The following is a 25184-nucleotide window of genomic DNA, read 5'->3' as shown; positions in this document are numbered from 1 at the left end:
GGTGCGATACTACATCTACGCATGGCGGGGCGGTCCGCGCATCAGGTCGGTAGAAGGCGGCCCCAAACCTACCATCACTCAGGCCGATATCAGGGCCATCGCCGCCGCGCTGGAGGCGTCGAAGCCGGTTCCCAAAGACACAGTCGCGGGCCTCGCTACCGCCTATCGCGCCAGTCCCGAATGGAAAGCCCTCCAAGCGTCGACGCGCGATACATGGGGCAGGGCGCTGGACAAGATTGAAGCCCGCTGGCCCGACGTGCCGCTGCGCCTGTGGTGCAACCCACGCATGGTGACCCAGGTCGTGAAGTGGCGGGACGAAATGGCCGAGACGCCACGCGCGGCCGACATCGCGATCGCGCAGCTTGCTCGCCTTTTAGAGTTCGCCAGGTTGCGCGGTCAGGTGACCGTCAACATAGCAGCAGGCATCCCGACGCTTTACCGCAATGCCCAGCGCGCGGAGATCATCTGGACGGACCAGGATTTCGCGACGTGGAATAGCCATAGGAAGGTTGTCCAGTCGCTTCGCGACGTCGCTGCGCTGGCGGCCGAGACGGGATTGCGGCGCGCGGATCTCATCGGCCTGACCTGGGCAGAGATAGGCGCCGTCGCGATCACCCGAATCGCACGCAAGAAGAGCAGGGGGAAGCGGCGCCGAGTCGTCATGCCGATTCTGCCGACGCTTCAGCAGCTGCTCGACGATCTCAAAACGCGGCCGCGCAAACCCGATGTGGAAACTGTGCTGGTCACCAGCCACGGGACGCCCTGGTCTGGCAATGGCCTGTCCGGATCATTCGGCAAAGCGATCCGCGAAACAGATCTGCACCACGTCGACAGCGACGGCGAAAAGCGTTGGAAGCATCTGCACGATATCCGCGGCACCTACGCCACGAAGCTGATGACCGCGCCCGGCCTCAATCTGACCGACAAGGAAATCGCCAATCTCATGGGCTGGACACCCGAACAGGTGTCAGAAATTCGCTCACACTATGTTGACGACGCGGCCATTGTCGTGGCACTGGGCGAACGTCTTGCACAGGCTTCGGTAAAACGATCTGTAAAACGCTAGGCTGCGATGGCGCTAAGTCATTGAAATGCGGGTATAGCTCAATGGTAGAGCACTAGCCTTCCAAGCTTGTGATGCGGGTTCGATCCCCGCTACCCGCTCCAGCGCTACCATATAACGCAACCGCTTTTCGTCCGCCGCCGGAACGATGGTCAGCCGACAGCCTTGGGCGTGACCCATACTTCCACGGGCGCTACGAACTTGCCGGGGGCGGGCTTACCCACATGGACGCGATCGGCGGTCACGCGTTCGCCGCTTTCCAGGTTGAACGTGGCCCAAGGCTTGGGCATGCGCCCGAAGGTCATCTTCTGAATGGGCTGGCCGGTGGCGGAGTTCATGATGGTTGCAACGATGCTCATGGCGGCGCGTTAGCGAGCGATGCGCGATCCTGTCCAGAGCCTACGACCATTTCTTGACGATGCGACATCGCAACGTCTTGCATGCGGTCGCAAACCGGGGCTATGCGTCAGGAAATTCTCCAAGAAAGGCACGACATGAATAATAGCGACCTCGCAGATGCTGTTGCGACCGAACTGGGCCTGACCAAGGCTGATGCAAAGAAGGCTGTCGATACGGTCTTTTCGTCGATCGCCGCTGCCGCCGCCAAGGGTGAAGAAGTGTCCGTGAACGGCTTCGGCAAGTTCAAGGTCAAGGAAAGCGCCGCCCGTGAAGGCCGCAACCCTGCGACCGGCGCGACCATCCAGATCGCGGCTTCCAAGAAGCTCGGCTTCGCGCCTGCCAAGGCGGTCAAGGATCAGCTGAACGGCTGATGCGACTGTCCGGTCCCGCGTTCGCGCGGGACCGGATGCCCTTTATATGCACGTCGCCGATCGCATCGGCACCGGGCGGGCATCTCAGCCGCCCGCAGATGGCGGTCCCGAACTGCCCCTTTCCACCAGCGTGAACAGAAATTCCGGCGTGTCGACCGGCCCGTTGGCGAGCGCGTCGATGACGGAGCGTCCCATATCCTCCAGCGGTTGCCGCACGGTGGTGAGCGGGGGCCAGGACGTCAGGCTGGCGGTGGTGTCGTCGAAACCCGTCACCGACAGATCCTCCGGCACGCGCAGCCCGATGCGGTGCGCCAATGTCAGGACGCCCAGCGCCATCTCGTCATTGGTGGCGAACACGGCCGTCGGCGGCTCGGGCAGCGCCAGCAGGGCCTCGCCCGCTTCGATGCCCGACGCGAAGTCGAACCGGCCCTCGATGAACAGCGAATCGGCGATCGCGATACCCGCCGCCGCCAGCCCATCGCGAAACCCGTCGACTCGTCGCAGCGCCGCGCGGTGGGACGGGGGCGGGGTGATCACGCCGATTCGTCGATGGCCCAGCGCGATCAGATGATCCGCCACCATGCGCCCGGCGGTGCGCTCGGGCGTGGGAATCGTAAAATGCGCGGCCGCGACCGATCCGGCGATGCGGGCGCAGGGCAGCTTCATCTCCGCCAGCCGCGCCAGCAGCCCTTCATCGTCCGACAGTGGTGGCACCAGCAGCACGCCGTCCGGGCGCAGCGCGCCCACCAGTCGGTCCAGCACCTCATAACGTTCCTCGCCACCGGGTGAGATCGGCTCCACCACCAGATGATAGCCCAGTTCGCGGCATCGCCACGCCGCGCCGATCTGGATACGGCTGACATAACCGGGGGCGGGATTATTGTAGAGAAAGGCGATCATGAAGGACCGCCCGCCAGCCAGTCGTCGTGCCGATTGGTTGGGGCGATAGTCGAGCTGCTTGATCGCGGCGTCGACCCGCGCCTGCAAGGCCGGGCTGACATTGGGCGCCTTGTTGACGACGCGCGATACCGTCTTGATCGATACCCGGGCGAGCGCGGCGACGTCGTGGATGCTGGTCATGCTGTTTCGCACCGCTGGAAAAGGGACGGCATCGACCATGACGCCAGCCAAGGCCGATTGGCAAGATGGCCGCGACAAGATTATGACCGGACCGCGACAAGGGGACAGGACCGGCCATGACCAACATCGTCAATCTGCGGCAGGCGCGCAAAGCGAAGGCGCGCGTGGACAAGGCGAAGACCGCTGACGAAAATCGCGCCCGCTTCGGCCGGACTAGGGCGCAGCGTGTCGCGGATGCCGCCGAGGAACAAAAGCGCGCTATTCTTCTAGATGGCGCTCGGCTTGATAGAAATGACGAGAAGTAATTCGAAACGGAAAAGGATGGTCTTGCAGTAAAGCGCAGCGCTATTTCATAAATCTGCGGTTCATCTTAATATGAACGTCTGTTCATGCTGATCGTCTTGTCGCTATAGCATCACAATTCATCGCGATTCCTGTCAGGGCCTTGCATTGAATCGCGTGGTGAGCCGTTGATGTTGGGCTATGACTGGAAATATTCGCACAACCCGCCCCGCCAGGGCCGCGATTGCCGCTGTTCTGGCTTTGACCGCAACCCCGCTGCTGGCCCAGACCGCGCCTGTAGACGTGCCGACGATGACGCCGGACGTCACCGTGCCGACGCCGCCCGTGGCACCCGCGACAGTGGTGCCGACCCCTGCGCCGACGACGGCCGCAGCAACGCCGCAATTTGCGCCGAGTCAGCCGGTCGTGCAACAGACGGTGCCCGTGGAAGAGCGCATCGCCGCTGCCACGGCGGCAGTTGAAGCGGAGCAGGCTGCGGCACCCGTCGCTTCCCCTCGCGGCGCAACGCGCGCCGCGCCGGTGCGTGCCGCTGAACGGCCTGCTACCGCGCCACGCCCTGCTGCGATGACGCCAGCCGCACCTGCGCCGACCGCGCCCGCAGCCATGCCTGCGCCATCGTCGGCAACGCCGATGGCTGCGCAGGCCCCGGCTGCCGCGCCTATCGCCACCGCTACGCCGACTGAGAGCGTCGCGCGCACCGATCAGGCGCTGTTGTGGGCCCTTGGTGGCGGCGCGCTGCTGCTGATGGGCCTGGGTGGTGCTGCGCTGATGCGCCGTCGCCGTCGCGATGAGGACGTGCAGGATGGCGTTCCTGCCGCTACTTATGAGACCGTGCCCGCGCCGGTCGCAGCCGTGCCGATGGCGGCCGAACCCGCACCGCGTCCGGCTTATGTCCCGGCGACGAGCCATCGCCTGAGCGAAGACGCCACGCTGGAGGCTATGGTGGCCGCAGCGCCGAGTGCGGACAACCCTTTCCGCACCCGGGCCAAGCGTCTGCGGCGCGCGCAACATCTGATCGCCCAGCGCCAGGCCGCTATGGTCGCCGCGCCTGCGCCGCAGACGATGCATGCGGAACCCGTCGCCGCCCCGGCCATCGACCGCAGCCAGACGGTCTATCGCTTCGGCAATCAGGATGCGCGTTCGGGCTTCCTAAAACCGCGCACCCGTTAATCTGGCAATGAAATAAGGGAAGGGACGGATAGCCAATCAGCTGTCCGTCCCTTTTCCTGTGCGCCTTCGGTTGCGCTTTGGCGGCGGCCCTGTTACCGGCGCGCCGGTCATTCCCGCGCCATTTTACAGAAGGCTCGCCGCAACCATGTCCGACAAGATCAACCGTATCGTCCTTGCCTTTTCCGGTGGTCTCGACACCAGCGTGATCCTGAAATGGTTGCAGCAAACCTACCAGTGCGAAGTGGTGACCTTCACCGCCGACCTGGGGCAGGGCGAAGAGCTGGAGCCGGCCCGCGCCAAGGCGCGCTTGATGGGCGTCAAGGAAGAACATATCTTCATCGACGACCTGCGCGAAGAGTTCGTGAAGGACTATGTCTTCCCGATGATGCGCTCCAACGCGCTCTATGAAGGCCTGTACCTGCTCGGCACCTCGATCGCCCGGCCGTTGATCGCCAAGCGTCAGATCGAGATTGCCAAGCAATTGGGCGCCGACGCCGTCAGCCATGGTGCGACCGGCAAGGGCAACGATCAGGTTCGCTTCGAACTGGGCTATTATGGCCTCGCCCCCGACATCAAAGTGATCGCCCCCTGGCGCGAATGGGATCTGACCAGCCGTACCAAGCTGATCGAATTTGCCGAGAAGCATCAGATACCGATCCCGCGCGACAAGCGCGGCGAAAGCCCTTTCTCGACCGACGCCAACATGCTGCACACCAGCTCGGAAGGCAAAGTGCTGGAAGATCCGTGGGAAGAGACCCCTGACTATGTCTATTCGCGCACGGTAAACCCGGAAGACGCGCCCGACGCGCCCGAATATATCACCATCGATTTCGAGCGGGGCGACGGCGTGGCGATCAATGGCGTCGGCATGTCGCCTGCGACCTTGCTCGAAACGCTCAACGACTATGGCCGCAAACATGGCATCGGCCGCCTCGATCTGGTCGAGAACCGCTTCGTGGGTATGAAGTCGCGCGGCATGTATGAAACGCCGGGCGGCACCATCTATCATCTCGCCCATCGCGGGATCGAGCAGCTGACGCTCGACCGTGGCGCCGCGCATCTGAAGGATGAACTCGCCCCCAAATATGCCGAGCTTATCTATAACGGCTTCTGGTTCTCGCCCGAGCGCGAGATGCTCCAGGCCGCGATCGATTACAGCCAGGAAAAGGTGACCGGCACCGTTCGGCTGAAGCTCTATAAGGGCGGCGTCTATGTCGTCGGTCGCAAGTCGCCCTATTCGCTTTACAGCGAAAAGGTTGTGACATTTGAGGACGATGCGGGCGCCTATGACCAGCGCGATGCGGCGGGCTTCATCAAATTGAACGCGCTGCGCCTGCGTCTGCTGGGCCGTCGCGACCGGGAATGACCATGCCGCCGCCCGTTACAATATGCGACAAACAAGCGGGCGGCGTGACATATCTGCGGGACAACTTCCTTCCATAAACATCGTCAAGGGCGGCGGACATGCCGCCCAACAGATGCAAAAAGGAAGACAGACATGCTTCGCACATTCTTCACCACCGTTGCGGTCGGATCGCTGTTCGTCGGCGGGCTCGCGGCAACCCATGTTGCTTATGCCCAGCCCGGCCCGGATGGCCCGCGCGGTCCCCGCGGCGGCATGATGGCGCAAGCCGACGCGAACAAGGACGGCAAGATCAGCAAGGCGGAACTGACCGCCAGCCTGGAAGCCCGCTTTGCCAGGATGGACGTCGATCGCGACGGCCAGATCACCCAGAAGGATCGCGATGCGCTGCGCCAGCAACGGCAGGACGCCCGCTTCGCCGAACTCGACGCCGACAAGAATGGCCAGATCAGCAAGGCGGAATTTACCGCCGCTCATGACGCCCGCGTTGAAAAGCGTCAGGAACGGCGCGCGGAAGCTGGCAAGCCCGGTGAGCGCGACGGGCGCGGCTGGGGCAGGGGCCCTCATCGCGGTCCCGGCCGTGGCGGTCCCGGTGGCTTTGGGCCCGGTCGCCCTGGCGGACCCGACAAGGACGCCGTCATGACCAAGGCGCAGTTCATGGCCCGCCCGGTCGCCATGTTCGATAAGGCGGACGCGAACAAGGACGGTTTCGTCACCGGCGACGAAATGAAGGCCGCGCGTCAGGCGATGCGGGCCGAATGGAAGGACCGCAAGGGTCCGCCGCCCCCGCCCCAGAACTGATCGCTGACCGATCGACCCTCCGGGTGGCGCAGGGCGCGGGGTTCCTCCCCTGGCTCCGCACCCACGCCACCCGCACTGGAAGGGCGAAGGCTTGCCCCCTTCGCCTTCGCCCTTCCAACCTTTCTCCAGCCGTGACAGACAGGCATCATGAGCGACCGACCCCATCTCCTGCTCGTCGATGACGAGCGTTCGATCCGCGAACCGCTGGCCCAATATCTGGGCCGCAACGGCTTCCGCGTCACGGCCGTGGAAAGCGCGTCCGAAGCGCGGCTGCGCCTCAACGCCAATGCGATCGACATGGTGATCCTCGATATCATGATGCCGGGGGAAGACGGCCTGTCGCTGTGCCGCCACTTCCGCGAAACCACAGAGATTCCGGTGATCCTGCTGACCGCCCGCACCGAAGAGACGGACCGTATCGTCGGCCTGGAAATGGGCGCGGACGATTATGTGCTGAAACCCTTCTCCCCGCGCGAACTGGTCGCCCGGATCAAGGTGATCTTCCGCCGCGTCGCCACCGGCGGCCAGCGCGTCACTGCGCCCGATGGCGCCAATTACAGTTTTGCCGGCTGGCTGCTCAAGACGCAGGAACGCACGCTGGTGGATAGCGAAGGCGTATCGCTGCCGCTCTCCACCGCCGAATATAATCTGATGCTCGCCTTCGCCACGCGCCCCAATAGCGTGCTCAGCCGCGACCAGTTGCTCGACATCACGCAGGGGCGGGAGGCGAACGCCTTCGACCGGGCGATCGACAACCAGATCAGCCGTCTGCGCAAGAAGATCGAACCGGACCCGAAAAACCCGACCCTCATCAAGACCGTGTGGGGCGGCGGCTATGCCTTTTCTGCGGAAGTCCGCAAACTGTGAAGCGGCTGCGCCTGTGGCCGCAAAGCCTGGTCGGGCAGATCATCGCGCTCGTCGCGCTCGCTTTGTTCGTGGCGCAATCCATCAATTTCGTGCTGCTGTTGCAGGAACGCAACCGCGTGCAGCTGACCAGCCAGACGGCACCCGCGGTATTCCGGATCATCAATGCGCTCGACAATCGTCCGGACCGGCGGCCGGAGCGCCCCCGTCCGATGCCGGGACCGGGGCTGGGACCGGGACCGGGACCGGAAAGGCGACCGGATCGCGATGGCCCGCGCGCGGTGCGGTTCAGCACGACGCGCCCCGTTCTCGTCGGCAAGCCGCGCCCCGATATCGAAAAGCGGGCCGAAACCATGTTGTCCGACATAGGCGTCTCCGCCCGGTCGGTGATGGCGGTGGAGGATGATCGCATCATGCCGCTGCGCCGTTGGGAGCGGATACGGATGCGCACGACGGGCGATGGCCCACGCGGACCGCGTGCGGGACGACTGATGCTGGCGGTGGAATATGACGCGGGCAAATGGGTCACGGCCGAAGCCCGCAGCGGCAATCCCCCGGCGCGCTTTGGCGGCTGGCTGATCGGTCAGACCCTGATCCTCTACGTCATCGTCCTGCTGCCGCTGCTCTGGGTCGGCAGTCGCCTAGCCCGGCCGTTGAAGCAACTTACCGGCTCGGCCCAGCAATTCGCGCGCACCGGCCTTGCCGATCGGGTGGATGAGCGCGGGCCGGGTGACGTGCGCGACCTCACCATGGCGTTCAACGCCATGCGCGCGCGCATCATCGCGATGCTGGACGAAAAGGACCGTATGCTGGGCGCGATCGGCCATGACCTGCGCACCCCGCTCGCCTCGCTGCGCGTCCGCACCGAATTGGTCGAGGACGATGCCGAGCGGGCGCGCATGTCCGAAACGATCGACGAGATGAACCGGATGCTGGAGGATATCCTCTCGCTCGCCCGCGCGGGTCGCAGCAGCCAGGCCGCGCAGAAGGTCGATCTGGCCGCGCTGGCCGATGCGGTGGTGGAGGACTTCATCGAACTGGGATCGCCCGTGGACCTCGCCGACAGCGACCGCGCCGTCGCCTTCGTCCGTCCCCAGCAGATCCGCCGCGCGCTGCGCAACCTCATCGAAAACGCGATCGTTTATGGCGACTGCGCCCATGTGTCGGTGACGCATGAAGGTAGCGCGATCCGCATCGCCGTCGCCGACGACGGGCCGGGCATCGCGGAAGACCGCATGGCCGAAATGCTGGAACCCTTCACCCGCCTGGAAGGATCGCGCAACCGCGAGACGGGCGGCGCGGGCCTGGGTCTGGCCCTCGTCCGCGCGATCATGGCGGAGCATCAGGGCGAATTGCGTCTTGCGAACCGGCCGGAAGGCGGCCTGGAAGCAAGTTTAGTGTTGCCGGGTTAATATCCGTCACCCCAGCGAAGGCTGGGGTCTCATGCGATGAAGCGCTACGAGGCCTGAGATCCCAGCCTTCGCTGGGATGACGGAATGAAAAGCCATCCGTCCGCAAACCACCCGCAACTGTTGGCAGGAAAAGTCGGCGCTATCCTTGAGCGCTCAATGCTTGCCTGGCTTGGCCGACGCGCCCTTGGCGGTCGGGTTGATCAGCGCAGCGCCGCTGGGCAGGCCGGTGCCGCCCATGTCCAGCTTCTGCGCCTGTTCCTTCGCCACGCGCATGGGATCGTCGCGTTCCTTGATCGCGGCCTTGGTTTCCGCGTCCGGTTCCGCGTCGTCCGTCTTGTCGCCACCGCCGCGGGTCCAGCCCAGGATGATCGACATGCGCCGGTTGCGCGGGTCGTATACGTCGTCCTTGATGAAGGGTTCGCGGTCGGCGACGCCTTCGATCCGGGCGAAGCGCGCGTTGCCGATGCCGCTGTCGGCCAACGCCTTGCGCGTCGTTTCGGCGCGGCTGGACGACAGCACCCAATTGTTCATCGTCCGGCCCGATGCATAGGGCAGGCCGTCGGTATGGCCGCGCACGATCAGCGGGTTGGGCATGGTCTGCAACACGCCCGCCACTTCAGAAATCAGCGCGCGGGCCTGCGGCACCAGGCGATCGGTGCCCATCGCGAACATCGCGAAATCGGCCTCGTCGATCAGGTCGATGCGCAACCCTTCGCGCGTTTCGGTGAAGCGGATATTCTTGAGCAGCTTGGCCATGCGCTTGGCGATGCGCTGTTCCAGCTCTTTCTTGATCGCCTCGAACTTCTGCCGATCGGCGGCACGGGTCGCCTTGCCGCCCTGGTCCTTGGTGCCACTGGCGTCGCGGGGAATGGTGATCGCCAGATTGCCCTGACCGCCGGTGGTCGGGTAATTTTCCTTGGCCATCATGCTGTCGCCGCCGAACATGCCGTTGGACCCGGCCGAATTCTCCTTCATCTGCACCAATGTGGGCGTGAAGTAATCGGCCAGTCCCTTGCGCTGCTTTTCGGTGGTCGCGCCCAGCAGCCACATCAGCAGGAAGAACGCCATCATCGCCGTCACGAAGTCGGCATAGGCGACCTTCCACGCGCCGCCATGATGGCCGCCATGGCCTTCGACGATGATTTTCTTGACGATGATCGGCCGGGGTTCCGGCTCGTTCGCGCCGCGCTTCTTTTCGGCCATGGCTTATTTGCCCCGCATGCCGTCGAACACTTCGGCAAAGCCGGGCTGGTTGGCATGGGTCAGGCCCGACCGCGCAGCTTCGATCACCAGCGGCTGCGGATGGCCGTGGAGCGAGGCGATGATGATCTGCTTGACGACATGATAAATGGCCCCATCCGCCTCGATCACGCTACGGCATCGATTGGCGAAGGGATTGACCATGCCATAGGCGAGCAGAATGCCCAGGAACGTGCCGACCAGCGCCGACCCGATCATCGCGCCCAATATGGCGGGCGGCTGGTCGATCGATCCCATGGTCTTCACCACGCCCAGCACTGCCGCGACGATGCCCAGCGCGGGCAGGGCGTCGGCCAGCCCTTGCAGATTGTCGGCAGGCTTGATCGCTTCATGGTGATGCGTCTTGAGCGCATTGTCCATCACATCCTCGACCGCGTGCGGATCGAGCGTGCCGGACGAAATGACGACCAGACGCAGCGTATCGCTGATCAGGTGGACCAGCGCCTTGTCCTTCATCAGCTTGGGATATTCGGTGAAGATGGTGGAGCTGGACGGATCTTCGATATGGGGTTCCAGCGCCACCGGGCCTTCGACGCGCAGCGTCTTCATCAGCTTGCTCACCAGGAAGATGCAGTCGAGGAAATCCTGCTTCTTATATTTCGCCCCCTTGAACACCTTACCCAAGCCGCCGCCCAGCGCCTTCAAATCCGCGCCGCTGTTGCCGATGACGAGCGCGCCAACGGCCGCGCCGCCGATGATCAGCATTTCATGGGGGAGGGCATGGAGCACCGGGCCAAGGTCGCCACCGGTGAAGGCGAACCCGCCGAACACCATGACGAGCAGAATGACGAGGCCGATGGCTGCGAACATGAAAATCCCCGATTGAAACGGCCCTTGAGGCGGTAGTGTCCCGGCGTCGATTGGCGACGCTGTGTCCTTGTGGTTAATACGGACTGGTTAGCGTCCGGTTTAGGACAGGCCGGTTTTTTCCGTCCGGCGTCGGTTTCGCCCCTGTTCGGGCGGATTATTTGATGAGGTCGAACAGCGTCTGCTGGTTGATCCGGGCGAAGGTCGCCTGCGCCGCATCCAGTTGCAGCAACCCGGCCTTCACATTGGCGATGACCTTCTGAAGATCGGTCGATTCCAGGTCCGACCGGCGTTCAGTCAGGTCCAGACCGATGTCGGTCAGCCGCGTGCCGACCACTTCCAGCCTGTCGCTGCGCACGCCCTGCTTGGCCTGCTCGATCGTGATATGCCCCTGGGCGTTCTTCACGCCCTGTAGTGAAGCCGAGATGGCGGCGTCGTCGCCGGCCTGCACGGCCGCGATGCTCTGGCCCAATATGGCGTCGATCGACATCGGCGTTCCATTGACGTCGATGCCTTCCGACACCTCCTGCCGGGTGCCGACAACCGCCAGGTTCAGCCCCTTGCTGACCGGGACCAGGATGCTTTGCCCGTCATCGAAGACGGACACGCCCTGATAATCCTTCTGGTTCAGCAATTCGCCGATGGTCGCGCGAATGGTCGACATTTCCTCGATGATGGCGGCGCGGCTGTTGGCGTTGAGCGACCCGTTGCGGGCCGACGTCACCAGTTCCTGCGCGCGCGTCAGCATGCTGTCGATTTCGGACAGATTGGCTTCGGCATTGCCCGACCGGGTCGTGCCATAGCTGATGTTGGTCTGCCATGCGGCCTGTTGCGCCTGGGCGCGGCCGATGTCGGACACCTGGACCCAGGCCAGAGCGTTGTCGGATGGCTTTGTGAGCGTGATGCCCGAGGAGATCGCAGTCTGTCCGTCGACCAGATCTTGGGACAGTTTCTGCTGCCGACGGATTTCGGCGAGCATGATCTTGTTGGTGATACCGACCATGGATCAGTCCTTTCCGTCAGATGATGTTCATGATGGCATCGATCGTCTCTTTGGCGATCTGCAGGACCTTGGCGGAGGCCGAATAGGCCTGCTGGATGCGCAGCAGGTCGGCGGCTTCCAAATCCAGATCGACGCCGCTCACCGCTTCGCGCGCGGCGACGGACTGATCGTTGCGGCTGTTCGCCGTGTCATATTCCGCCTTGGTCGATCCCAGCAACGTCGCCTGGCTGGCGATCAGCGTCGTCCAATTCTGTTCGACGCTGCCATTGCCGCGCAAAACGGACGTGACGGTGAGCAGGTTGCCGTTGGGCGTCCCATCGGGGGATTTGAGCGCCAATTGGGTCGGATCGCTTATCAAAGTCGTCATGGTCGCCGCCGTCGTGCCGGACAGCAATGCTCCCCCCGCCGCGCCAGCGTCGGTCCGTCCCTGCGCGTGCCAGGCATTGACGTTGGTGACGAACTGCGTCGCCAGCGTGTCGAGCGTCGCGCGACGATCGGACACCGTGTCGGCCACGGAAAACAGACCGCCCAGCGTGCCGTTGGCCGGTGCGGTCAGCGCCGTGCCGTCTTCCAGGCTGAGCGCCAATGTGCCGTTGGCGTTCGCCGCCATCGTCAGGCTGGCTGCGCTATCGCCGCTGACCAGCGTCTGGCCGCCGAAGCTGACCTGCGCGCTGTCATGCGCGCCGAAGCTGATGGTGACGTTCAGATTTTCCGACAAGGCCTGCAACGCCGAATCGCGGCTGTCGAGCAGCTGGGCATAGGCGGACGTATCGGGCTGGGCGCGCAGCAGGCTGTTGTTGATGTCGGCCAGTGCGGACAGCGACCGGTTGATCGTGCTGACGGACGACTGGCCTTCGGTCGCGATGCCTTCCGACACGGCTTTCAGGTCGGCGGCGGTCTGGTTGAAGGATTGCGCGACCCGGCTGATGCTGTCGAGCGTGGTGACGCGCAGCGACGTGTCGGTGGGGCTGGCCGCCAGCTTCTCCATATTCTGGAAAATGCCGGTCATCAGCTGGCCGATGCCGGTGCTGCTGTCATTGAGCGCGGTCTCCGAATCTTTCAGCCAGCGCAGCCGCGCCGTCGCGCTGCCCAGCGCCATGCCGGTGTTGCGGACCGACGCGTCGAGATAGGGGTCGGATGCGCGGTTGACGCCCGCCACCTGCGTGCCGCCGAAATTGGCGCGCGAAATATAGGTCGCCATCGTCGCGGTCGAAGACCCCGACTCCATCGTCCGCACCGACCGGCGCGCATAGCCTTCGGTGCTGGCATTGGCGATATTTTCGGCGATCGCGGCCATGGCCGATCGATAGGCCCTGGTTCCCGAAGACCCGATGATGAAGAGGTCGCTCATGCACCCGGCGCCTTGGCGGCGGCGTCGGCAGTCGACGGCGTGTCGCTTACCCGGTCGCCAAATTGCTTGAGCAGCAGTTCGGCGATGCCCATCGCACCCTTGCTGGCCATCGCGTCGGCGGTGCGCGCGTCGGCCATGTCGCGAAACTGCTGGGTCGCGGCGGAATCGGCGATGCCCTCGGCCAGACTGGCGGAGCGCATCGCGCCGATCATCTGGCGCAGGAACACCGCCTCGAACTGCTGCGCGACTTTCGTCAGCTGCGCCTTTTGCGAGGGGGCGGCGCCGGTCGTGGCGGCGCTTTGTGTCGTCGTTACCTGCATCACAGCACCACCAGTTCGGCTTTCATCGCGCCCGCCTGTTTCAAGGCTTCGAGGATCGCGACCATATCCGCCGGGGAAGCCCCGATTGCATTGACCGCCTTCACTATATCGGCCAGCGACGCCCCACCTTTAAAATTAATCATCGGTTTCTTTTGTTCGTCGATGCTGATGCTGCTCGATTGCTCCACAGCGGTCTGCCCCTGGCTGAAGGGTGCGGGCTGGGAAATGCGCGGGCTTTCGTTGACGCTGACGGTCAATTTGCCATGCGCCACGGCGGCCGGATGGATCTTGACCGCGCCGTTGATCACGACCGTGCCGGTGCGGGCGTTGACGATCACCTTGGCGGGCGCGTCGGCGGGCGAAATCTCGATATTTTCGATCATGCCCATCATCATGATGCGATCTTCCGCGCCGGGCGCTGCGTCGATCGTGACCGATACGGCGTCGGTCGCGTGGGCGCGGCGATCGCCAAAGGCATGGTTGATGCCGTCCGCCACGCGCAGCGCGGTGGTCAGGTCGGCTTCGGCCAGGTTGAAGGTCAGGCTGGGCGCCGTGTCGAAGCCGGTCGCGACCGCGCGTTCCACCGTCGCGCCACCGGGGATGCGCCCGGCCGACGGGATGTTGACAGACACCTGGCTGCCGTCCGCGCCGGACACGCCTAGGCCGCCGACCGCCAGATTGCCCTGCGACATGGCGTAAATCTCGTTATCCGCACCACGCAGCGGCGTCATGATCAGCGTGCCGCCGCGCAGCGACTTGGCCTTGCCCAGCGCCGACACGGTGACATCCAGGCGCTGGCCGGGCTTGGCGAAGGCGGGCAGGTCCGCCGTCACCAGAACGGCGGCGGCGTTCTTGAGCGCCGGATTGACGCCCTGCGGCAGGGTCAGGCCAAAGCGCGACACGACGCCCTTCATGCCTTCGGTCGCATATTGGATGCTGTCGTCGCCGGTGCCGGCCAGACCCACGACGATGCCGTAGCCGGTCAACTGGTTGGGACGCACGCCCTGGAACGTGCCCAGATCCTTGACCCGTTCGGCCTGCGCCGGAACGGCGATCAGCGCCAGGAAGGCCGCAACCAGGCGAAGGAAACGGATCATGATGTTCATGCTGTCCATCAGAAGGGGCTGATCGCGGAGAAGAAGCGCTGGAACCAGCCCTGGCGGCTGGCATTGGCGATCTCGCCCTTGCCCTTGTAGATTATCTTGGCGTCGGCGACGCGGGTCGATGCGATCCGGTTGTCGGGCGCGATGTCGGCCTGACGGACCAGACCGCTGATCTGGATGAACTCGTCGCCGCGATTGAGCGTCAGCGCCTTTTCACCCTTCACCAGCATCGTGCCGTTGGGATAGACCGCCGCGATCGTCACGGTTATTTCGCCGCTCAGCGCGTTGGACTGGCTCGCGCCGCCCTTGCCGGTGAACGTGTTCTGGCCACCCGACGCGATGTCGCTGGGCGAAAACAGCTTGGACAGGATGCCGGTGGACGGCGGCGTGATGCCGACCGATCCGTTGCGGGCGGTGTCCGCGCTGGTGCTCTTGGTGGCCTGCGTCCGTTCGACCAGGACGATGGTGATGATGTCGCCCACGGTCGTGGCGCGTGCGCCGCTGGTCAGCGGGGTATAGCCGACCGACGCCTGGAATATCGACCCGTTCGCCGGAGGGGCGACGGGCTGGGCGATGGTGGGCATATAATAGTCGCGCTCGACATCGCGCTTCTTGGGCCTGGCGTCGAGCGGCGACGCGGCTAGGGCGATGAGCGAAAACGCAGTAAGCGTGGCGAAGGTGAGGCGCATCATCCGGCCTCAGATATTCTGGTTGACGTACTGGAGCATCTCGTCGGTCGCCTTGATCATCTTGCTGTTGACCTCATAGGCGCGCTGGGTCTCGATCATGTCGACCAGTTCCTCGACGATGTTGACGTTCGACGTTTCCAGATAGCCCGACCGCATCAGCCCGCGCCCTTCCAGGCCCGCGACGCCGACCTGCGGCACGCCGCTGGCGGCGCTTTCGGTCAGCAGGTTGCCGCCGACGGACGTCAGGCCCGCCGGGTTCATGAAGGTGGCGATTTCGATCTGGCCCAGCTGGCTGGGTTCCGCTTCGCCCTGCAAGGTGGCCGACACGGTGCCGTCATTGCCGATCGACACCGACGTCGCGCCCTGCGGCACGGTGATCTGCGGGATCAGCGGCATGCCGTCGCTGGTGACGACCGTGCCTTCGGCGGTGACGCTGAAGTTACCGGCGCGGGTGTAGGCGATGGAGCCGTCGGGCTGCTGCACCTGGAAATAGCCCGATCCTTCGATCGCGATGTCCAGCACATTGTTGGTCTGGTTGAGCGTACCTTGCGTGTTGATCTTGCTGGTGCCCTGGAGCGCGACGCCCGATCCGAGGTTGAGGCCGTTGGCGAACTTGTTCTCGCTGTCCGAATTTGCGCCGGCCTGCACGATCTGCTGATAGGCCAGCGTCTCGAAATCGGCGCGGTCCTTCTTGAAACCGGTCGTGTTGACGTTCGCCAGGTTGTTCGCGATGACGCGCATCTTCGTGTTCTGCGCGTCGAGGCCGGTGCGGGCGACATGAAGGGCGGCGTTGCTCATCGTACAATCTCCGTGGCGCATCCCGGAAGGATGCTCATATGCTCATCGCAGCAAGATACGTGCCAAATTAACTATTTGCCTTAACCGTCGAGGCGCATCAGCGAAGCGCCGCCATCGTCCAGCTGTTTGGCGGTGTCGATCATCTTGACCTGGGTTTCCCAGGCGCGGCTCGCCTCGATCATCTGGATCAGGGCCTGGGTCGAATTGACGTTCGATCCCTCCAGCGATCCCGATGTGACCGTGGCGATCGGATCGGACGGCAGCGCGCCGCCATTCACCTCGCGGAACAGGCCGTCCGTGCCCTTGGAAATGCTGGAACCGGTCGCGTTGACCAGCTTCAGCTTGTCGACCTGCGCCGGATTCGCGGGGTCGCCGCCCTGCGGCACGCCCCAGATGCTGCCATCCTTGGCGATCGACACGCTGTCCATCTGCGGCAGGACGATCGGCCCGCCTTCACCCAGCACGGCCAGGCCGTCGCCGGTAGTCAGCAGCCCGCTGTCGGTGACGCGCAGGTCGCCGCGGCGGGTATAGGCTTCGCTGCCGTCCGCGCCTTGGACGGCGAGCAGAGCATCGCCGTCCAGGGCCACGTCCAGTGGATTGCCGGTGTCGGTGACCGCGCCTTGCGCCATGTCGGCGGCGATCACCTGTTCGGAAGCCTGCGCGCGGGTGTCGAAGGTGTCGCCCTTGATCCAGCGCGTCTCGGCATTGGCGATTTCCGCGCGGAAGCCGACAGTGTTGACGTTCGCGAGGTTGTTCGCGACCGCCGCCTGCCGTGCCATCGCGCCGCGCATGGCCGTAAGAGCCGTGTTGACGAGCCGATCCATGGGCTTGACCTTCTATCCCGTGCTTTAAGCGATCAGGTGCGCAGGTTGACGATGGTCGTGGTCAGCGTGTTGGCCGCCTCGATCGCCTTGCTGTTCGCCTGGAAGTTACGCTGCGCCGCAATCAGCGCGACCAGTTCGTCGGTGATGTCGACGTTGGAGCGTTCCAGCATGCCCGAATTGATCGCACCGAACAGGCCCTGATTGGCCGTGCCCAGCGTCGGCGCACCGCTCGCGACGGTTGATGTCCAGTGGGCGTCGCCCTCCTGCCGCAAACCTTCCTGGCTATTGAAGGACGCCATGGCGACCTTGCCCAGATAGACGGTGCTGCCATCGGCATAGACGGCAGAAACCAGACCGTCCTTGCCGACCGCGACGCTGTTGAGCTGCGCCCCGGCGGGATCGTTGTTCAGCGTGGTGGGGATCTGGAGATCGACCAGATTGGCCGGGGTGGCGCCGGCCGCTGGCGTCGTGGGGGTGCCGGTCGCCGGATCGACGGCGAAAATCTGCATCTTCGCGCCGGTCGTGTCGACGGCAAAACGATCCTGATCAACGGAAAAGGCGCCGTTGCGGGTGTAGCTGACCGTGCCATCTTCGCCCTTGACGGTGAAATAGCCTTCACCTGCAATGCCCAGGTCCAGCGTCTTGGCGGTGCTTTCCAGTGTGCCTTGCGTGAACTGCTGGGTCACGCCCTGCACGCGCACGCCCTGGCCAGCGACCTGGTTGGTCGTCTGCATCGGCGCGGCGGCAAAGATATCGCCGAATTCCGCCTTGCTCTTTTTGAAGCCGGTGCTGCTGACGTTGGCGACGTTGTTCGAAATGGTCGACAGGTCGGTCTGGGAGGCCTTGAGGCCCGACAGGGAGATGTAGAAGGACATGGCGTTGCTCCTTGGGTGAAAAGGATTTGGGGTGAGAAAAGGTTGGAATTACATCAGGCTGATCGCGTCGGACGGGCTGTAGCTGCCGAGCGCGGTGATGAGTTTGGAGGATGAACCGTCAGCGGGTGACTGGACGGCGGCGATGGTGGCCCAGGTCGCGACCTTGGTCGGCGTTGCGCCATTGACCTTCACCTGCAGGGCGGACGTGGCGACGGTGTCGCCCGCGTCATTCTTGCCATCCCAATAGAAGGTGACGGCGCCCGCAGGCTGCGATCCCATGTCGATGGTCTTGACCACATTGCCGCTGGCATCGACCAGGTCGATGGTCGCGCCCTGGGTCGCGGCGGGCAGGGTGATCTGGCCGGCATAGGTGCCGCTTGCGTCGGGCGCGGCGATATTGCTCTGCACCAGCATCGATTTGCCGATCCAGCTGGCCGCATCGCCCAGGCGGGTGCCCGTCATTTCTTTCGCCAGACCTTTCAGCGTCTGGTTCATTTCCGCGATGCCCGACGAATTGGTGATCGTCGCCATCTGCGACACCATCTGGGCGTTGTCGACTGGCTCGAACGGGTCCTGATACTGCATCTGTGCGGTCAGCAGCGTCAGGAAGCTGGCCTGGCCCAGTTCCCCGCTGCCGGTGCCGATCTTGGGCGTGGCGTTGTAGACCGAAAGGCCCGCGCTATCGGTGACGGTGGAGGTCGTCGTCATTTGCCGATCCTTATGGTTTCCAGCATCAGGGACTTGGCCGTGTTCAAGACCTGGACGTTATTCTGGTACATGCGCGCCGTTTCGATCATGTCGACCAGCTCGGCATTGCCGTCCACGGCGGCTTCCCACACATCGCCGTTCGCATCGGCCAGCGGATGATTGGGGTCGTGCCGCTTGGTCGGCTGCGCGTTGGTCGTAACGACATTCTTGACCTTCACGGTCGACACGCCGGGCGTGTCGGTGACGGATTCGAACACCGGCTTGATCGCCCGATAGGCTTCCGCCGCGCTGCCGGTGACGTTGCCCGCATTGGCCATGTTGGACGCCGTGGCGTTCAGGCGCACCAGCTGCGCGCTCATGGCGCGACCCGCGATGTCAAAGACGTTCATGGGGCCAGAACCAGAGAGACCATTGCTCATGCTTATTCTCCCTTCAGCGCACGGTTGATGGTGTTGATGCGGCCCTCCAGGAAAGAGAGGGTCGTGCGATATTTGACCGCATTTTCGGCGAACAGCGTCTGTTCGGTGCTCAGTTCCACGGTGTTGCCGTCCAGGCTCGGCTGTAACGGCGTGCGATAGCCCATGGCGTCGTCGGCGGCCTTCGACACATCGGTTGCGCTGCTGCCCGCCCGGGTCGTGGCGTCCTTCAACGCGGCCTCGAAATCGATGTCGCGCGCTTTGTAGCCGGGCGTGGAGGCGTTCGCGATGTTGGACGCGAGCAGGGACAGGCGTTGCGAGCGAAGCGCCAGCGCCTTTCCATGTATCCCGAACAGATTGTCTTCCACCGACATGATCAAAATCGCTCTAAAAGTTTTGCGTCCCCCGCCGTTCTGACACCTGATGGCGTCTCCTGCGGGTGATCCAGCCTGAGATCAGCAAGAGCCGTGCCAAATTGCGTGGGTGACGCACCGGCAGCACGGATAATCCCCGGGATCGGGGCTTTTGCGAGGGCAGGCGGCAAGGGCGGCAAATTTTTGCCGGTCGGCGGCAGGGCGTTGCCGCCGTGGGATGAACGGACAAGGAACCGACGGGTCATGATCGCGATAATCAGCCATTTGTTCGATCCGCTGACGCTGGCGGCGATGCTTGCCGGGATCGCGCTCGTCGCCCTGTTCCAAAATGGCGCCGGGGCGCTGGGCCGTGCGATGGCTGCGCTGAAACCGCTCCTGACCGCCGATCCAGCACGGGACCGGGACGCGGCGCGGGCGACGATGCTGAAGATCGATCAGGTGGCGCAACTGCGTGGCCTGTCCTGCACCGATCGGGTGAAGACCGCCGATCCCTTCCTGACCGACGCCGCGCGCAAGCTCGCCAATAGCGATCGCGCCGACATGTTCGAAACATGGGCGGCGCAGGCGCTGGCCGACCGGGCCCAGCGCCATGGCGCGGTGCACAAGGCATGGCTGTCGATCGCCGATGCCGCGCCCGCGTTGGGCATGGCGGGCACGATCATCGGCCTGGTCGGCATGTTCGCCGCCATGGACGACCCCGCCGCGCTCGGCCCCGCCATGGCGCTGGCGCTGCTAACCACCTTCTACGGCGTCGTCATCGCCAATATCATCGCCGCGCCGGTCGCCGCCCGCCTGTCCGACCTGTCGGAACGCGAACTGGCCTGGCAACGCGAAGTGGCGGACCGGATGCTGACGATCGCGCGGCGTGAAAATGCGCCGCTGCGCCGCGCCGCCATCCGCGAAGTCGCATGACACCGCTTCCGTCCATGGCGGCCTCTGCATCCGCCCGGCGCAATCGCTGGGCGGTCAGCTTCGCCGATCTTCTCCTGCTGCTGCTCGCTTTCTTCGTGCTGTTGCAAGCCAGCGGGTCGCGCCGCGACGCGATGCTGGCGCAGGTCAGCCAGCAATTTGGCGGACGGGCCATGCGGCAGGGCATCGAAATACGCGCCGCCGAACTGTTCGTGCCGGGTGAGGCATTGCTCAGCGACGCAGGGCGCACACGGCTTTCCAGCGTGGCCCGGCGCTTCGTGCGCGAACCGGGCGGGCTGGAGATACGCAGCGACGGGTCGGACCATGGGCGCCAGCGCTTCGACGATTGGGATCTGGCCGCCGCCCGGCTGGGCGCAGTCGCCCGCGCCTTGCGCATGCAGGGCATCGCGCAGGATCGACTGCACATTCGCGGGCTGGATCAGGGTGGCGGTCGGCCAAGGCGAGAGCAAGCGCAGGGGCAGGTCATCCACATCGCGCCAGGTCGTTAACCCTATCTGGCACGAAAATTGCTGAAATCCTGACAAGACCGTTCTTCCGTCAGGAGACAAGCCGTGTTGCGATTTTCGTCCATCCTTCTCGCCGCCGCCACGCTGACCAGCGTGCAACCCGCGCAGGCGCAAGGGGCCCAGAAATTCGAGAATCTCGACCGGATCGACAGCCTGGTGGCGATGACCGTGGGGGCCAATCTCGGCGAACCGGGCGGCCCCGCCGCGCCGGTCGACCGCCGTCTGCGTCTGGCCGCTTGCCCCGCAACCCCCAGCATCGAAGGGCCGGTATTCGGCGCGGCGATGGTGAAGTGCGACGCGCTGGGCTGGCGCATCCGCGTGCCGCTGGTGGCAGGCGCGTCCGCTGCTGCCTCCGGGCCGGTGCCGCGCGCTGCCCCGGCCTATGGTGCTGCCAATCGCTTCACCCGCGCCGCGCCGGTCGCATCGAAGGAAGCGGTCGTGCGCAAGGGCGATCCGGTGCAGTTGATGGCCGGCAACGCCGTATTCAGCGTGTCGCGCATGATGGTCGCTGACGAGGATGGCGCCCTGGGCGAGACGATCCGGGTGCGCGAAGACAAGAAAAGTTCGCCGATTTTCGCACAAGTGGTAGAAATGGGTGTCGTGCGCATTCCGGGATTTAATAATTTTTGAACTTGTCCGTTATAGTCAGTAGGGACGAGTGAAGGATTTACCCAATGATCAAGTCTGTGGGCCAGAATATCAGCGCCGCCATCGAGGCTTCCCGCCTGCGGGAAGGGACCAAGACGCGCGCGTCGGCCACCACCGGATCGACCACCGCGTCCGCCAGCGCCGCGTCCAGCAGCCCCGCCGCCCGCATGGCGGCTGAAGGCGCGCCGGTGGACATGGACCGGATCGCTGCGATCAAATCGGCCATCGCATCGGGCAACTACCCGGTCGATCCCGCCGCCATTGCCGAACGCATGGTCGCGCTCGACCTGTCGGCCGCCTGATAAGGGACAAACGTCATGCCGCTGGGTCTTGCCGCGCTGGATGATCTCTTCGACGCGTTCGAGGATCTTCGGGACGTGCTGGACGGCCATGACGCCGCCGCCATCGAACTTGCCAGTCATCGCGTCAGCCGCGCGGCCTCGTCCGTTCGCGCGATCGGCGCCTGGCGCTCCGACCCGGCGGTGATCGAACGGCTGAGCGTCATGGTGCCGCTGCTCGACAGCGCGCGTCTGCGCGTCAAGCTGCTGGCCGATCATGCGCAACAGCGCCTTGCCATCCTCGCCGCCCATGGCGCGCAGACCGCGCCGCTGACCTACGGGCGGTAAATCGGCGGCAGTCTAAAATATTTTTCGGTTTCGACTAAAGCGGCGCCCTTCGGCGCCGTTTTTCGTTGTAGGTGCAATTTCCTGCGTCCGCGTTAACCAATTCTTGGCACAAACATTGCTCTAATGTCCTCGCTAGCTAGTGAGGAATGTGAGTCAGTGTCGGCCTTCGCAGACATATCAGCAACCGGGACTTCGTCGGGCAATCGCGTCACCAATGCGATTGCGATGGCGAGCCGTCGTACGGGTGTCGACTTCTCCTATCTGCTGGGTCAGGCCAAGATCGAATCCAGCCTGAACCCCACGGCCCGCGCCACGACATCGTCCGCCACCGGCCTCTATCAGTTCATCGACCAGAGCTGGCTCGCCGTCGTGGACAAGCATGGCAGCGAATATGGCCTGGGCTGGGCGTCCGACGCGATCCAGCAGAGCGGCGGCCGCTATTATGTGGCCGACCCCGAATTGCGCCAGCAGATCCTTGACCTGCGCAAGCATCCCGAAACGGCGTCCGTCATGGCGGCGGAACATGCCGCCGACAACAAGGCCTATCTGGAATCGAAGCTCGGCCGCGAAGCCGAACCGGTCGATCTGTACCTCGCCCATTTCCTGGGCGTCGGCGGCGCATCCAAATTCCTGTCGGTCCACGACCGCGCGCCCGACGCCACCGCAGCCTCCATGTTCCCGTCGGCCGCACGCGCCAACCGCTCGATCTTCTACGATCGTGCCGGCAACGCCCGCAGCTTCGCGGAAATCCGCGACCGCTTCTCGTCCAAGCTGCAAAAGGGCGTCGATAGCCTGGGCGGCGACATTCAATATGCGTCCGCTTCGCTGCCCGCCGGTGCGAAGACGGTTCAGCCCGCCGATTATGTGCGGATCGAAACCCAGCGCCTGAGCGAACAGCCTGACATCATGGTCAAGCCGCAGCCGCAGACCGCACGCCTCGCCTATCTCATGCTCGCCACCCTCGGAAGGTAACGGCCCCTTATGTCTCCCGCCCAAGTCAAAGCGAAGATCTGGATGAGCGCCGTGAAGGGCGCGGTGCTGCCGTTCGCCACGCTGATGGTCGTGCTGTTCATGATGGTCCCGGTTCCGGCGATCATGCTGGACATCGGTTTCATCACCAACATCATGATCTCGCTAGCCGTGCTGATGGTGGCGCTGAACGCGGCCAAGCCGCTCGATTTCTCCAGCTTCCCCACGGTATTGCTGTTCGCGACCCTGCTGCGCCTGGCGCTCAACGTCGCATCGACCCGCGTCGTGCTGGTGCAGGGGCATGAAGGGTCCGACGCGGCAGGGCAGGTGATCGAAGCGTTCGGCCATTTCCTGATCGGCGGCGACTATGTCGTGGGCATCTTCGTCTTCGCCATCCTGATGATCATCAACCTGGTCGTCATTACCAAGGGCGCGGGTCGCGTGTCCGAAGTGTCGGCGCGCTTCACCCTGGACGCCTTGCCCGGCAAGCAGATGGCGATCGACGCCGATCTGAACGCCGGTCTGATGACGCCCGAAGAAGCCAAGATCCGCCGCGTAGAAGTCGCGACCGAAGCGGACTTCTACGGCTCGATGGACGGCGCCAGCAAGTTCGTGAAGGGCGACGCGGTTGCGGGCATCCTGATCCTGGTCATCAACATCGTCGGTGGCATCATATTGGGCGTGGTCAGCCATGGCCTGGCCATCGGCGAAGCCGCGCAGACCTATATCGTCCTGGCGATCGGCGACGCGCTGGTCGCGCAGATCCCCGCGCTGCTGCTGTCGATCGCTGCGGCATCCATCGTCACCCGCGTCAAGAGCGAGCAGGATCTGGGCAGCCAGGTCGCGGGGCAATTCGGTTCGGGCAAGTCCTGGATACCGGTCGCCGCGATCCTGGGTTTCCTCGGCATCCTGCCCGGCATGCCGCATATGATCATCTTGCCTGCCGCAGCGATTGCAGGCGGCATCGCTTGGCAGTTGCGCAAGGCCGTCCAGAAAAAGGCCGCCGAACCCGCACCCGTCGCGCCGCCGCCCAATCCGGCCGTGATCGAATGGGACGATGTGTCGGACGGCGCGATCCTGGGTCTGGAAATCGGCTATGGCCTGATCGGGCTGGTCGACGAACGCAAGGGCGCACCGTTGATGGCCCGCATCACCGGCATCCGTCGCCAATTGTCCAAGGAACTGGGCTTCGTCGTGCCGATGGTCCGCGTGAAGGACAATCTGGCGCTGGAGCCGAACCAGTATCGCATCACCATCGCGGGCGTGGTCGTCGGCGAAGACGAAATCTGGCCCGACGATCTGCTGGCGCTGGACAGCGGCGCGCTGGAGGGCACGGTCGCCGGCCGCCCGGCCAAAGACCCGACCTTCGGCCTCGACGCCGTATGGATATCGCAGGCCAAGCGCAGCGAAGCGGTCGTCGCGGGCTATACCGTGGTCGATCCGCCGACGGTCGTCGCCACGCACCTCAACCAGTTGATCGCGATGAACGCCGCTGAAATGTTCGGCTTGGACGAAGCGCGCAAGCTGCTCGACACGTTGAAGGACGCCGCGCCGCAACTGGTCGACGGGCTGACCCCCGGCACGCTCAGCCTGACCCAGATCAGCGCGCTCTGCCGCGCGCTCCTGTCCGAAGGCATCGCGCTCAAGGATTTCCGCCGCATTTGCGAAGCCATGGTCGACGCGGCCCGCCCCGACATGAGCCACGAGCAACTGGTTGAGGCGGTGCGCCAGCGTATCGGTGCGCTCATCATCCAGGGGCTTGTGCCGGTCAAGATGCCGCTGCCTGTCATCACGCTGGACGGCGATCTGGAAGGCTTGCTGGCGCAGGCGATGCGCGTCGCGGGCGACGCCAAGCATCCGATCGAACCCGCACTCGCCAACCGTATCGTCGAAGCGGTCGTGCATGCCGCCCGTCCGCTGATGGGGCAGGCGCGCAACTTCGCCATCGTCACCTCGCCGGTCGCGCGCCGCGCGCTCGCGCGCCTGTTCAAGCCGCATCTGCCCGAAACGCCTGTCCTGTCCTTCCTCGAAATTCCCGATGGCAAGGGTGTCGAAGTGGTCGCCGTCGTCGGCAATGAGCAGCAACAGCGCCCCATCCCTCGCCACGATCCCGCGCCGCGCCAGGAACAGATGCGCGAACGGGTCGCCTGA

At 64.6% G+C, this 25184-nt stretch carries 30 protein-coding genes and 1 tRNA gene; 16 read left to right on the top strand and 15 right to left on the bottom strand.

The features are described from left to right. The first annotated feature begins 286 nt into the window (after positions 1-286). Positions 287-1066, top strand: a complete 780-nt coding sequence (locus tag U5A82_RS17320) for a tyrosine-type recombinase/integrase (protein WP_326292094.1) — start codon at positions 287-289, stop codon at positions 1064-1066. A 27-nt stretch (positions 1067-1093) separates the two neighbouring features. Continuing rightward, positions 1094-1167, top strand: a tRNA-Gly gene (locus U5A82_RS17315). Positions 1168-1215: 48 nt separating this feature from the next. On the opposite strand, the gene U5A82_RS17310 is transcribed toward U5A82_RS17315, so the two are convergent. After that, positions 1216-1422, bottom strand: coding sequence for a hypothetical protein (locus U5A82_RS17310; protein WP_326292093.1), 207 nt, complete (start codon positions 1420-1422; stop codon positions 1216-1218). A gap of 102 nt (positions 1423-1524) precedes the next feature. Between U5A82_RS17310 and U5A82_RS17305 the strand changes: the two genes are divergently transcribed. After that, a complete protein-coding gene (locus U5A82_RS17305) occupies positions 1525-1833 on the top strand; it encodes an HU family DNA-binding protein (protein ID WP_326292980.1) in 309 nt (102 codons plus the stop codon). Between the two features lie 84 nt (positions 1834-1917). Here the strand turns inward: U5A82_RS17305 and U5A82_RS17300 are convergent, their stop codons facing one another. Further along, entirely contained in the window at positions 1918-2913 is a 996-nt protein-coding gene (locus U5A82_RS17300; protein ID WP_326292092.1) for a LacI family DNA-binding transcriptional regulator, read from the bottom strand. A gap of 116 nt (positions 2914-3029) precedes the next feature. Here U5A82_RS17300 and U5A82_RS17295 point away from each other — a divergent pair, with 116 nt between their 5' ends. From U5A82_RS17295 to U5A82_RS17270, 6 genes are all read left to right on the top strand, one after another. Then, positions 3030-3218, top strand: coding sequence for a DUF4169 family protein (locus U5A82_RS17295; RefSeq protein WP_326292091.1), 189 nt, complete (start codon positions 3030-3032; stop codon positions 3216-3218). Between the two features lie 178 nt (positions 3219-3396). Beyond that, a complete protein-coding gene (locus tag U5A82_RS17290) occupies positions 3397-4386 on the top strand; it encodes a hypothetical protein (RefSeq protein ID WP_326292090.1) in 990 nt (329 codons plus the stop codon). Positions 4387-4531: 145 nt separating this feature from the next. Continuing rightward, positions 4532-5752, top strand: coding sequence for an argininosuccinate synthase (locus U5A82_RS17285; protein WP_326292089.1), 1221 nt, complete (start codon positions 4532-4534; stop codon positions 5750-5752). A gap of 132 nt (positions 5753-5884) precedes the next feature. Further along, positions 5885-6550 (top strand): EF-hand domain-containing protein, encoded by a 666-nt coding sequence (locus tag U5A82_RS17280; RefSeq protein ID WP_326292088.1) that lies wholly within the window; start codon positions 5885-5887, stop codon positions 6548-6550. A gap of 147 nt (positions 6551-6697) precedes the next feature. Continuing rightward, entirely contained in the window at positions 6698-7417 is a 720-nt protein-coding gene (locus U5A82_RS17275) for a response regulator transcription factor (protein WP_326292086.1), read from the top strand. Next, positions 7414-8826 carry an ATP-binding protein gene (locus tag U5A82_RS17270; RefSeq protein ID WP_326292085.1) on the top strand — a complete coding sequence of 471 codons (1413 nt, stop codon included), beginning with the start codon at positions 7414-7416 and terminating at the stop codon, positions 8824-8826. Before U5A82_RS17275 ends, U5A82_RS17270 begins: the two co-directional genes overlap by 4 nt. 153 nt (positions 8827-8979) lie before the next feature. Here the strand turns inward: U5A82_RS17270 and U5A82_RS17265 are convergent, their stop codons facing one another. From U5A82_RS17265 to flgB, 13 genes are all read right to left on the bottom strand, one after another. Then, positions 8980-10029, bottom strand: a complete 1050-nt coding sequence (locus U5A82_RS17265) for a flagellar motor protein MotB (RefSeq protein WP_326292084.1) — start codon at positions 10027-10029, stop codon at positions 8980-8982. A 3-nt stretch (positions 10030-10032) separates the two neighbouring features. Next, positions 10033-10896: a flagellar motor stator protein MotA gene (gene motA, locus U5A82_RS17260; protein WP_150424969.1), complete on the bottom strand. Its 864-nt coding sequence runs from the start codon at positions 10894-10896 to the stop codon at positions 10033-10035. A gap of 154 nt (positions 10897-11050) precedes the next feature. After that, complete coding sequence (locus U5A82_RS17255; RefSeq protein ID WP_326292081.1) at positions 11051-11896, bottom strand: flagellin; 846 nt, start codon at positions 11894-11896, stop codon at positions 11051-11053. A gap of 16 nt (positions 11897-11912) precedes the next feature. Beyond that, entirely contained in the window at positions 11913-13247 is a 1335-nt protein-coding gene (gene flgK, locus U5A82_RS17250) for a flagellar hook-associated protein FlgK (RefSeq protein ID WP_326292080.1), read from the bottom strand. Next, positions 13244-13567: a rod-binding protein gene (locus tag U5A82_RS17245; RefSeq protein ID WP_326292079.1), complete on the bottom strand. Its 324-nt coding sequence runs from the start codon at positions 13565-13567 to the stop codon at positions 13244-13246. Before U5A82_RS17245 ends, flgK begins: the two co-directional genes overlap by 4 nt. Continuing rightward, the gene (locus U5A82_RS17240) at positions 13567-14664 is read right to left on the bottom strand and encodes a flagellar basal body P-ring protein FlgI (protein ID WP_326292078.1); all 1098 of its coding nucleotides are present in this window, start codon (positions 14662-14664) and stop codon (positions 13567-13569) included. The genes U5A82_RS17245 and U5A82_RS17240 overlap by 1 nt, the downstream gene beginning before the upstream one ends. A gap of 17 nt (positions 14665-14681) precedes the next feature. Continuing rightward, positions 14682-15359: a flagellar basal body L-ring protein FlgH gene (locus tag U5A82_RS17235; protein ID WP_326292979.1), complete on the bottom strand. Its 678-nt coding sequence runs from the start codon at positions 15357-15359 to the stop codon at positions 14682-14684. A gap of 9 nt (positions 15360-15368) precedes the next feature. Beyond that, the gene (flgG, locus tag U5A82_RS17230; protein ID WP_326292077.1) at positions 15369-16157 is read right to left on the bottom strand and encodes a flagellar basal-body rod protein FlgG; all 789 of its coding nucleotides are present in this window, start codon (positions 16155-16157) and stop codon (positions 15369-15371) included. An 80-nt stretch (positions 16158-16237) separates the two neighbouring features. After that, positions 16238-16981, bottom strand: a complete 744-nt coding sequence (locus tag U5A82_RS17225) for a flagellar basal body rod protein FlgF (protein ID WP_326292076.1) — start codon at positions 16979-16981, stop codon at positions 16238-16240. A 32-nt stretch (positions 16982-17013) separates the two neighbouring features. After that, positions 17014-17856, bottom strand: coding sequence for a flagellar hook-basal body complex protein (locus U5A82_RS17220; protein ID WP_326292074.1), 843 nt, complete (start codon positions 17854-17856; stop codon positions 17014-17016). Between the two features lie 48 nt (positions 17857-17904). Then, positions 17905-18564 carry a flagellar hook assembly protein FlgD gene (locus U5A82_RS17215; protein ID WP_326292073.1) on the bottom strand — a complete coding sequence of 220 codons (660 nt, stop codon included), beginning with the start codon at positions 18562-18564 and terminating at the stop codon, positions 17905-17907. Beyond that, on the bottom strand, positions 18561-18953 hold the full coding sequence (gene flgC / locus U5A82_RS17210; protein WP_326292978.1) for a flagellar basal body rod protein FlgC: 393 nt from the start codon (positions 18951-18953) through the stop codon (positions 18561-18563). Before flgC ends, U5A82_RS17215 begins: the two co-directional genes overlap by 4 nt. Positions 18954-18985: 32 nt before the next feature. Beyond that, the gene (gene flgB / locus U5A82_RS17205) at positions 18986-19354 is read right to left on the bottom strand and encodes a flagellar basal body rod protein FlgB (protein WP_326292071.1); all 369 of its coding nucleotides are present in this window, start codon (positions 19352-19354) and stop codon (positions 18986-18988) included. A 243-nt stretch (positions 19355-19597) separates the two neighbouring features. Here flgB and U5A82_RS17200 point away from each other — a divergent pair, with 243 nt between their 5' ends. From U5A82_RS17200 to flhA, 7 genes are all read left to right on the top strand, one after another. Beyond that, positions 19598-20266, top strand: a complete 669-nt coding sequence (locus U5A82_RS17200; RefSeq protein WP_326292070.1) for a MotA/TolQ/ExbB proton channel family protein — start codon at positions 19598-19600, stop codon at positions 20264-20266. After that, on the top strand, positions 20263-20772 hold the full coding sequence (locus U5A82_RS17195; protein ID WP_326292069.1) for a flagellar motor protein MotB: 510 nt from the start codon (positions 20263-20265) through the stop codon (positions 20770-20772). The genes U5A82_RS17200 and U5A82_RS17195 overlap by 4 nt, the downstream gene beginning before the upstream one ends. A gap of 63 nt (positions 20773-20835) precedes the next feature. Next, positions 20836-21420, top strand: a complete 585-nt coding sequence (locus tag U5A82_RS17190) for a flagella basal body P-ring formation protein FlgA (protein WP_326292068.1) — start codon at positions 20836-20838, stop codon at positions 21418-21420. Between the two features lie 44 nt (positions 21421-21464). Then, on the top strand, positions 21465-21740 hold the full coding sequence (gene flgM / locus U5A82_RS17185) for a flagellar biosynthesis anti-sigma factor FlgM (RefSeq protein WP_326292067.1): 276 nt from the start codon (positions 21465-21467) through the stop codon (positions 21738-21740). Positions 21741-21755: 15 nt separating this feature from the next. Next, positions 21756-22064 (top strand): hypothetical protein, encoded by a 309-nt coding sequence (locus tag U5A82_RS17180; protein WP_326292066.1) that lies wholly within the window; start codon positions 21756-21758, stop codon positions 22062-22064. Positions 22065-22220: 156 nt separating this feature from the next. Next, positions 22221-23036 (top strand): lysozyme family protein, encoded by an 816-nt coding sequence (locus U5A82_RS17175; protein WP_326292064.1) that lies wholly within the window; start codon positions 22221-22223, stop codon positions 23034-23036. Positions 23037-23045: 9 nt separating this feature from the next. After that, positions 23046-25184 carry a flagellar biosynthesis protein FlhA gene (gene flhA, locus U5A82_RS17170; protein WP_326292063.1) on the top strand — a complete coding sequence of 713 codons (2139 nt, stop codon included), beginning with the start codon at positions 23046-23048 and terminating at the stop codon, positions 25182-25184.

The sequence above is a fragment of the Sphingobium sp. CR2-8 genome, from assembly GCF_035818615.1.
Lineage (GTDB): Bacteria > Pseudomonadota > Alphaproteobacteria > Sphingomonadales > Sphingomonadaceae > Sphingobium.
The sequence above is the reverse complement of the archived record's forward strand: the minus strand, read 5'-3'. Positions and strand labels throughout refer to the sequence as shown.

Bases quoted from the DNA above. Each gene is read 5' to 3' on its own strand.
- U5A82_RS17320 (WP_326292094.1), top strand. From the start codon at position 287: ATGGTGACCCAGGTCGTGAAGTGGCGGGACGAAATGGCCGAGACGCCA.
- U5A82_RS17310 (WP_326292093.1), bottom strand. From the start codon at position 1,422: ATGAGCATCGTTGCAACCATCATGAACTCCGCCACCGGCCAGCCCATT.
- U5A82_RS17305 (WP_326292980.1), top strand. From the start codon at position 1,525: ATGCGTCAGGAAATTCTCCAAGAAAGGCACGACATGAATAATAGCGAC.
- U5A82_RS17300 (WP_326292092.1), bottom strand. From the start codon at position 2,913: ATGACCAGCATCCACGACGTCGCCGCGCTCGCCCGGGTATCGATCAAG.
- U5A82_RS17295 (WP_326292091.1), top strand. From the start codon at position 3,030: ATGACCAACATCGTCAATCTGCGGCAGGCGCGCAAAGCGAAGGCGCGC.
- U5A82_RS17290 (WP_326292090.1), top strand. From the start codon at position 3,397: ATGACTGGAAATATTCGCACAACCCGCCCCGCCAGGGCCGCGATTGCC.
- U5A82_RS17285 (WP_326292089.1), top strand. From the start codon at position 4,532: ATGTCCGACAAGATCAACCGTATCGTCCTTGCCTTTTCCGGTGGTCTC.
- U5A82_RS17280 (WP_326292088.1), top strand. From the start codon at position 5,885: ATGCTTCGCACATTCTTCACCACCGTTGCGGTCGGATCGCTGTTCGTC.
- U5A82_RS17275 (WP_326292086.1), top strand. From the start codon at position 6,698: ATGAGCGACCGACCCCATCTCCTGCTCGTCGATGACGAGCGTTCGATC.
- U5A82_RS17265 (WP_326292084.1), bottom strand. From the start codon at position 10,029: ATGGCCGAAAAGAAGCGCGGCGCGAACGAGCCGGAACCCCGGCCGATC.
- motA (WP_150424969.1), bottom strand. From the start codon at position 10,896: ATGTTCGCAGCCATCGGCCTCGTCATTCTGCTCGTCATGGTGTTCGGC.
- U5A82_RS17255 (WP_326292081.1), bottom strand. From the start codon at position 11,896: ATGGTCGGTATCACCAACAAGATCATGCTCGCCGAAATCCGTCGGCAG.
- flgK (WP_326292080.1), bottom strand. From the start codon at position 13,247: ATGAGCGACCTCTTCATCATCGGGTCTTCGGGAACCAGGGCCTATCGA.
- U5A82_RS17245 (WP_326292079.1), bottom strand. From the start codon at position 13,567: ATGCAGGTAACGACGACACAAAGCGCCGCCACGACCGGCGCCGCCCCC.
- U5A82_RS17240 (WP_326292078.1), bottom strand. From the start codon at position 14,664: ATGATCCGTTTCCTTCGCCTGGTTGCGGCCTTCCTGGCGCTGATCGCC.
- U5A82_RS17235 (WP_326292979.1), bottom strand. From the start codon at position 15,359: ATGCGCCTCACCTTCGCCACGCTTACTGCGTTTTCGCTCATCGCCCTA.
- flgG (WP_326292077.1), bottom strand. From the start codon at position 16,157: ATGAGCAACGCCGCCCTTCATGTCGCCCGCACCGGCCTCGACGCGCAG.
- U5A82_RS17225 (WP_326292076.1), bottom strand. From the start codon at position 16,981: ATGGATCGGCTCGTCAACACGGCTCTTACGGCCATGCGCGGCGCGATG.
- U5A82_RS17220 (WP_326292074.1), bottom strand. From the start codon at position 17,856: ATGTCCTTCTACATCTCCCTGTCGGGCCTCAAGGCCTCCCAGACCGAC.
- U5A82_RS17215 (WP_326292073.1), bottom strand. From the start codon at position 18,564: ATGACGACGACCTCCACCGTCACCGATAGCGCGGGCCTTTCGGTCTAC.
- flgC (WP_326292978.1), bottom strand. From the start codon at position 18,953: ATGAACGTCTTTGACATCGCGGGTCGCGCCATGAGCGCGCAGCTGGTG.
- flgB (WP_326292071.1), bottom strand. From the start codon at position 19,354: ATGTCGGTGGAAGACAATCTGTTCGGGATACATGGAAAGGCGCTGGCG.
- U5A82_RS17200 (WP_326292070.1), top strand. From the start codon at position 19,598: ATGATCGCGATAATCAGCCATTTGTTCGATCCGCTGACGCTGGCGGCG.
- U5A82_RS17195 (WP_326292069.1), top strand. From the start codon at position 20,263: ATGACACCGCTTCCGTCCATGGCGGCCTCTGCATCCGCCCGGCGCAAT.
- flgM (WP_326292067.1), top strand. From the start codon at position 21,465: ATGATCAAGTCTGTGGGCCAGAATATCAGCGCCGCCATCGAGGCTTCC.
- U5A82_RS17180 (WP_326292066.1), top strand. From the start codon at position 21,756: ATGCCGCTGGGTCTTGCCGCGCTGGATGATCTCTTCGACGCGTTCGAG.
- flhA (WP_326292063.1), top strand. From the start codon at position 23,046: ATGTCTCCCGCCCAAGTCAAAGCGAAGATCTGGATGAGCGCCGTGAAG.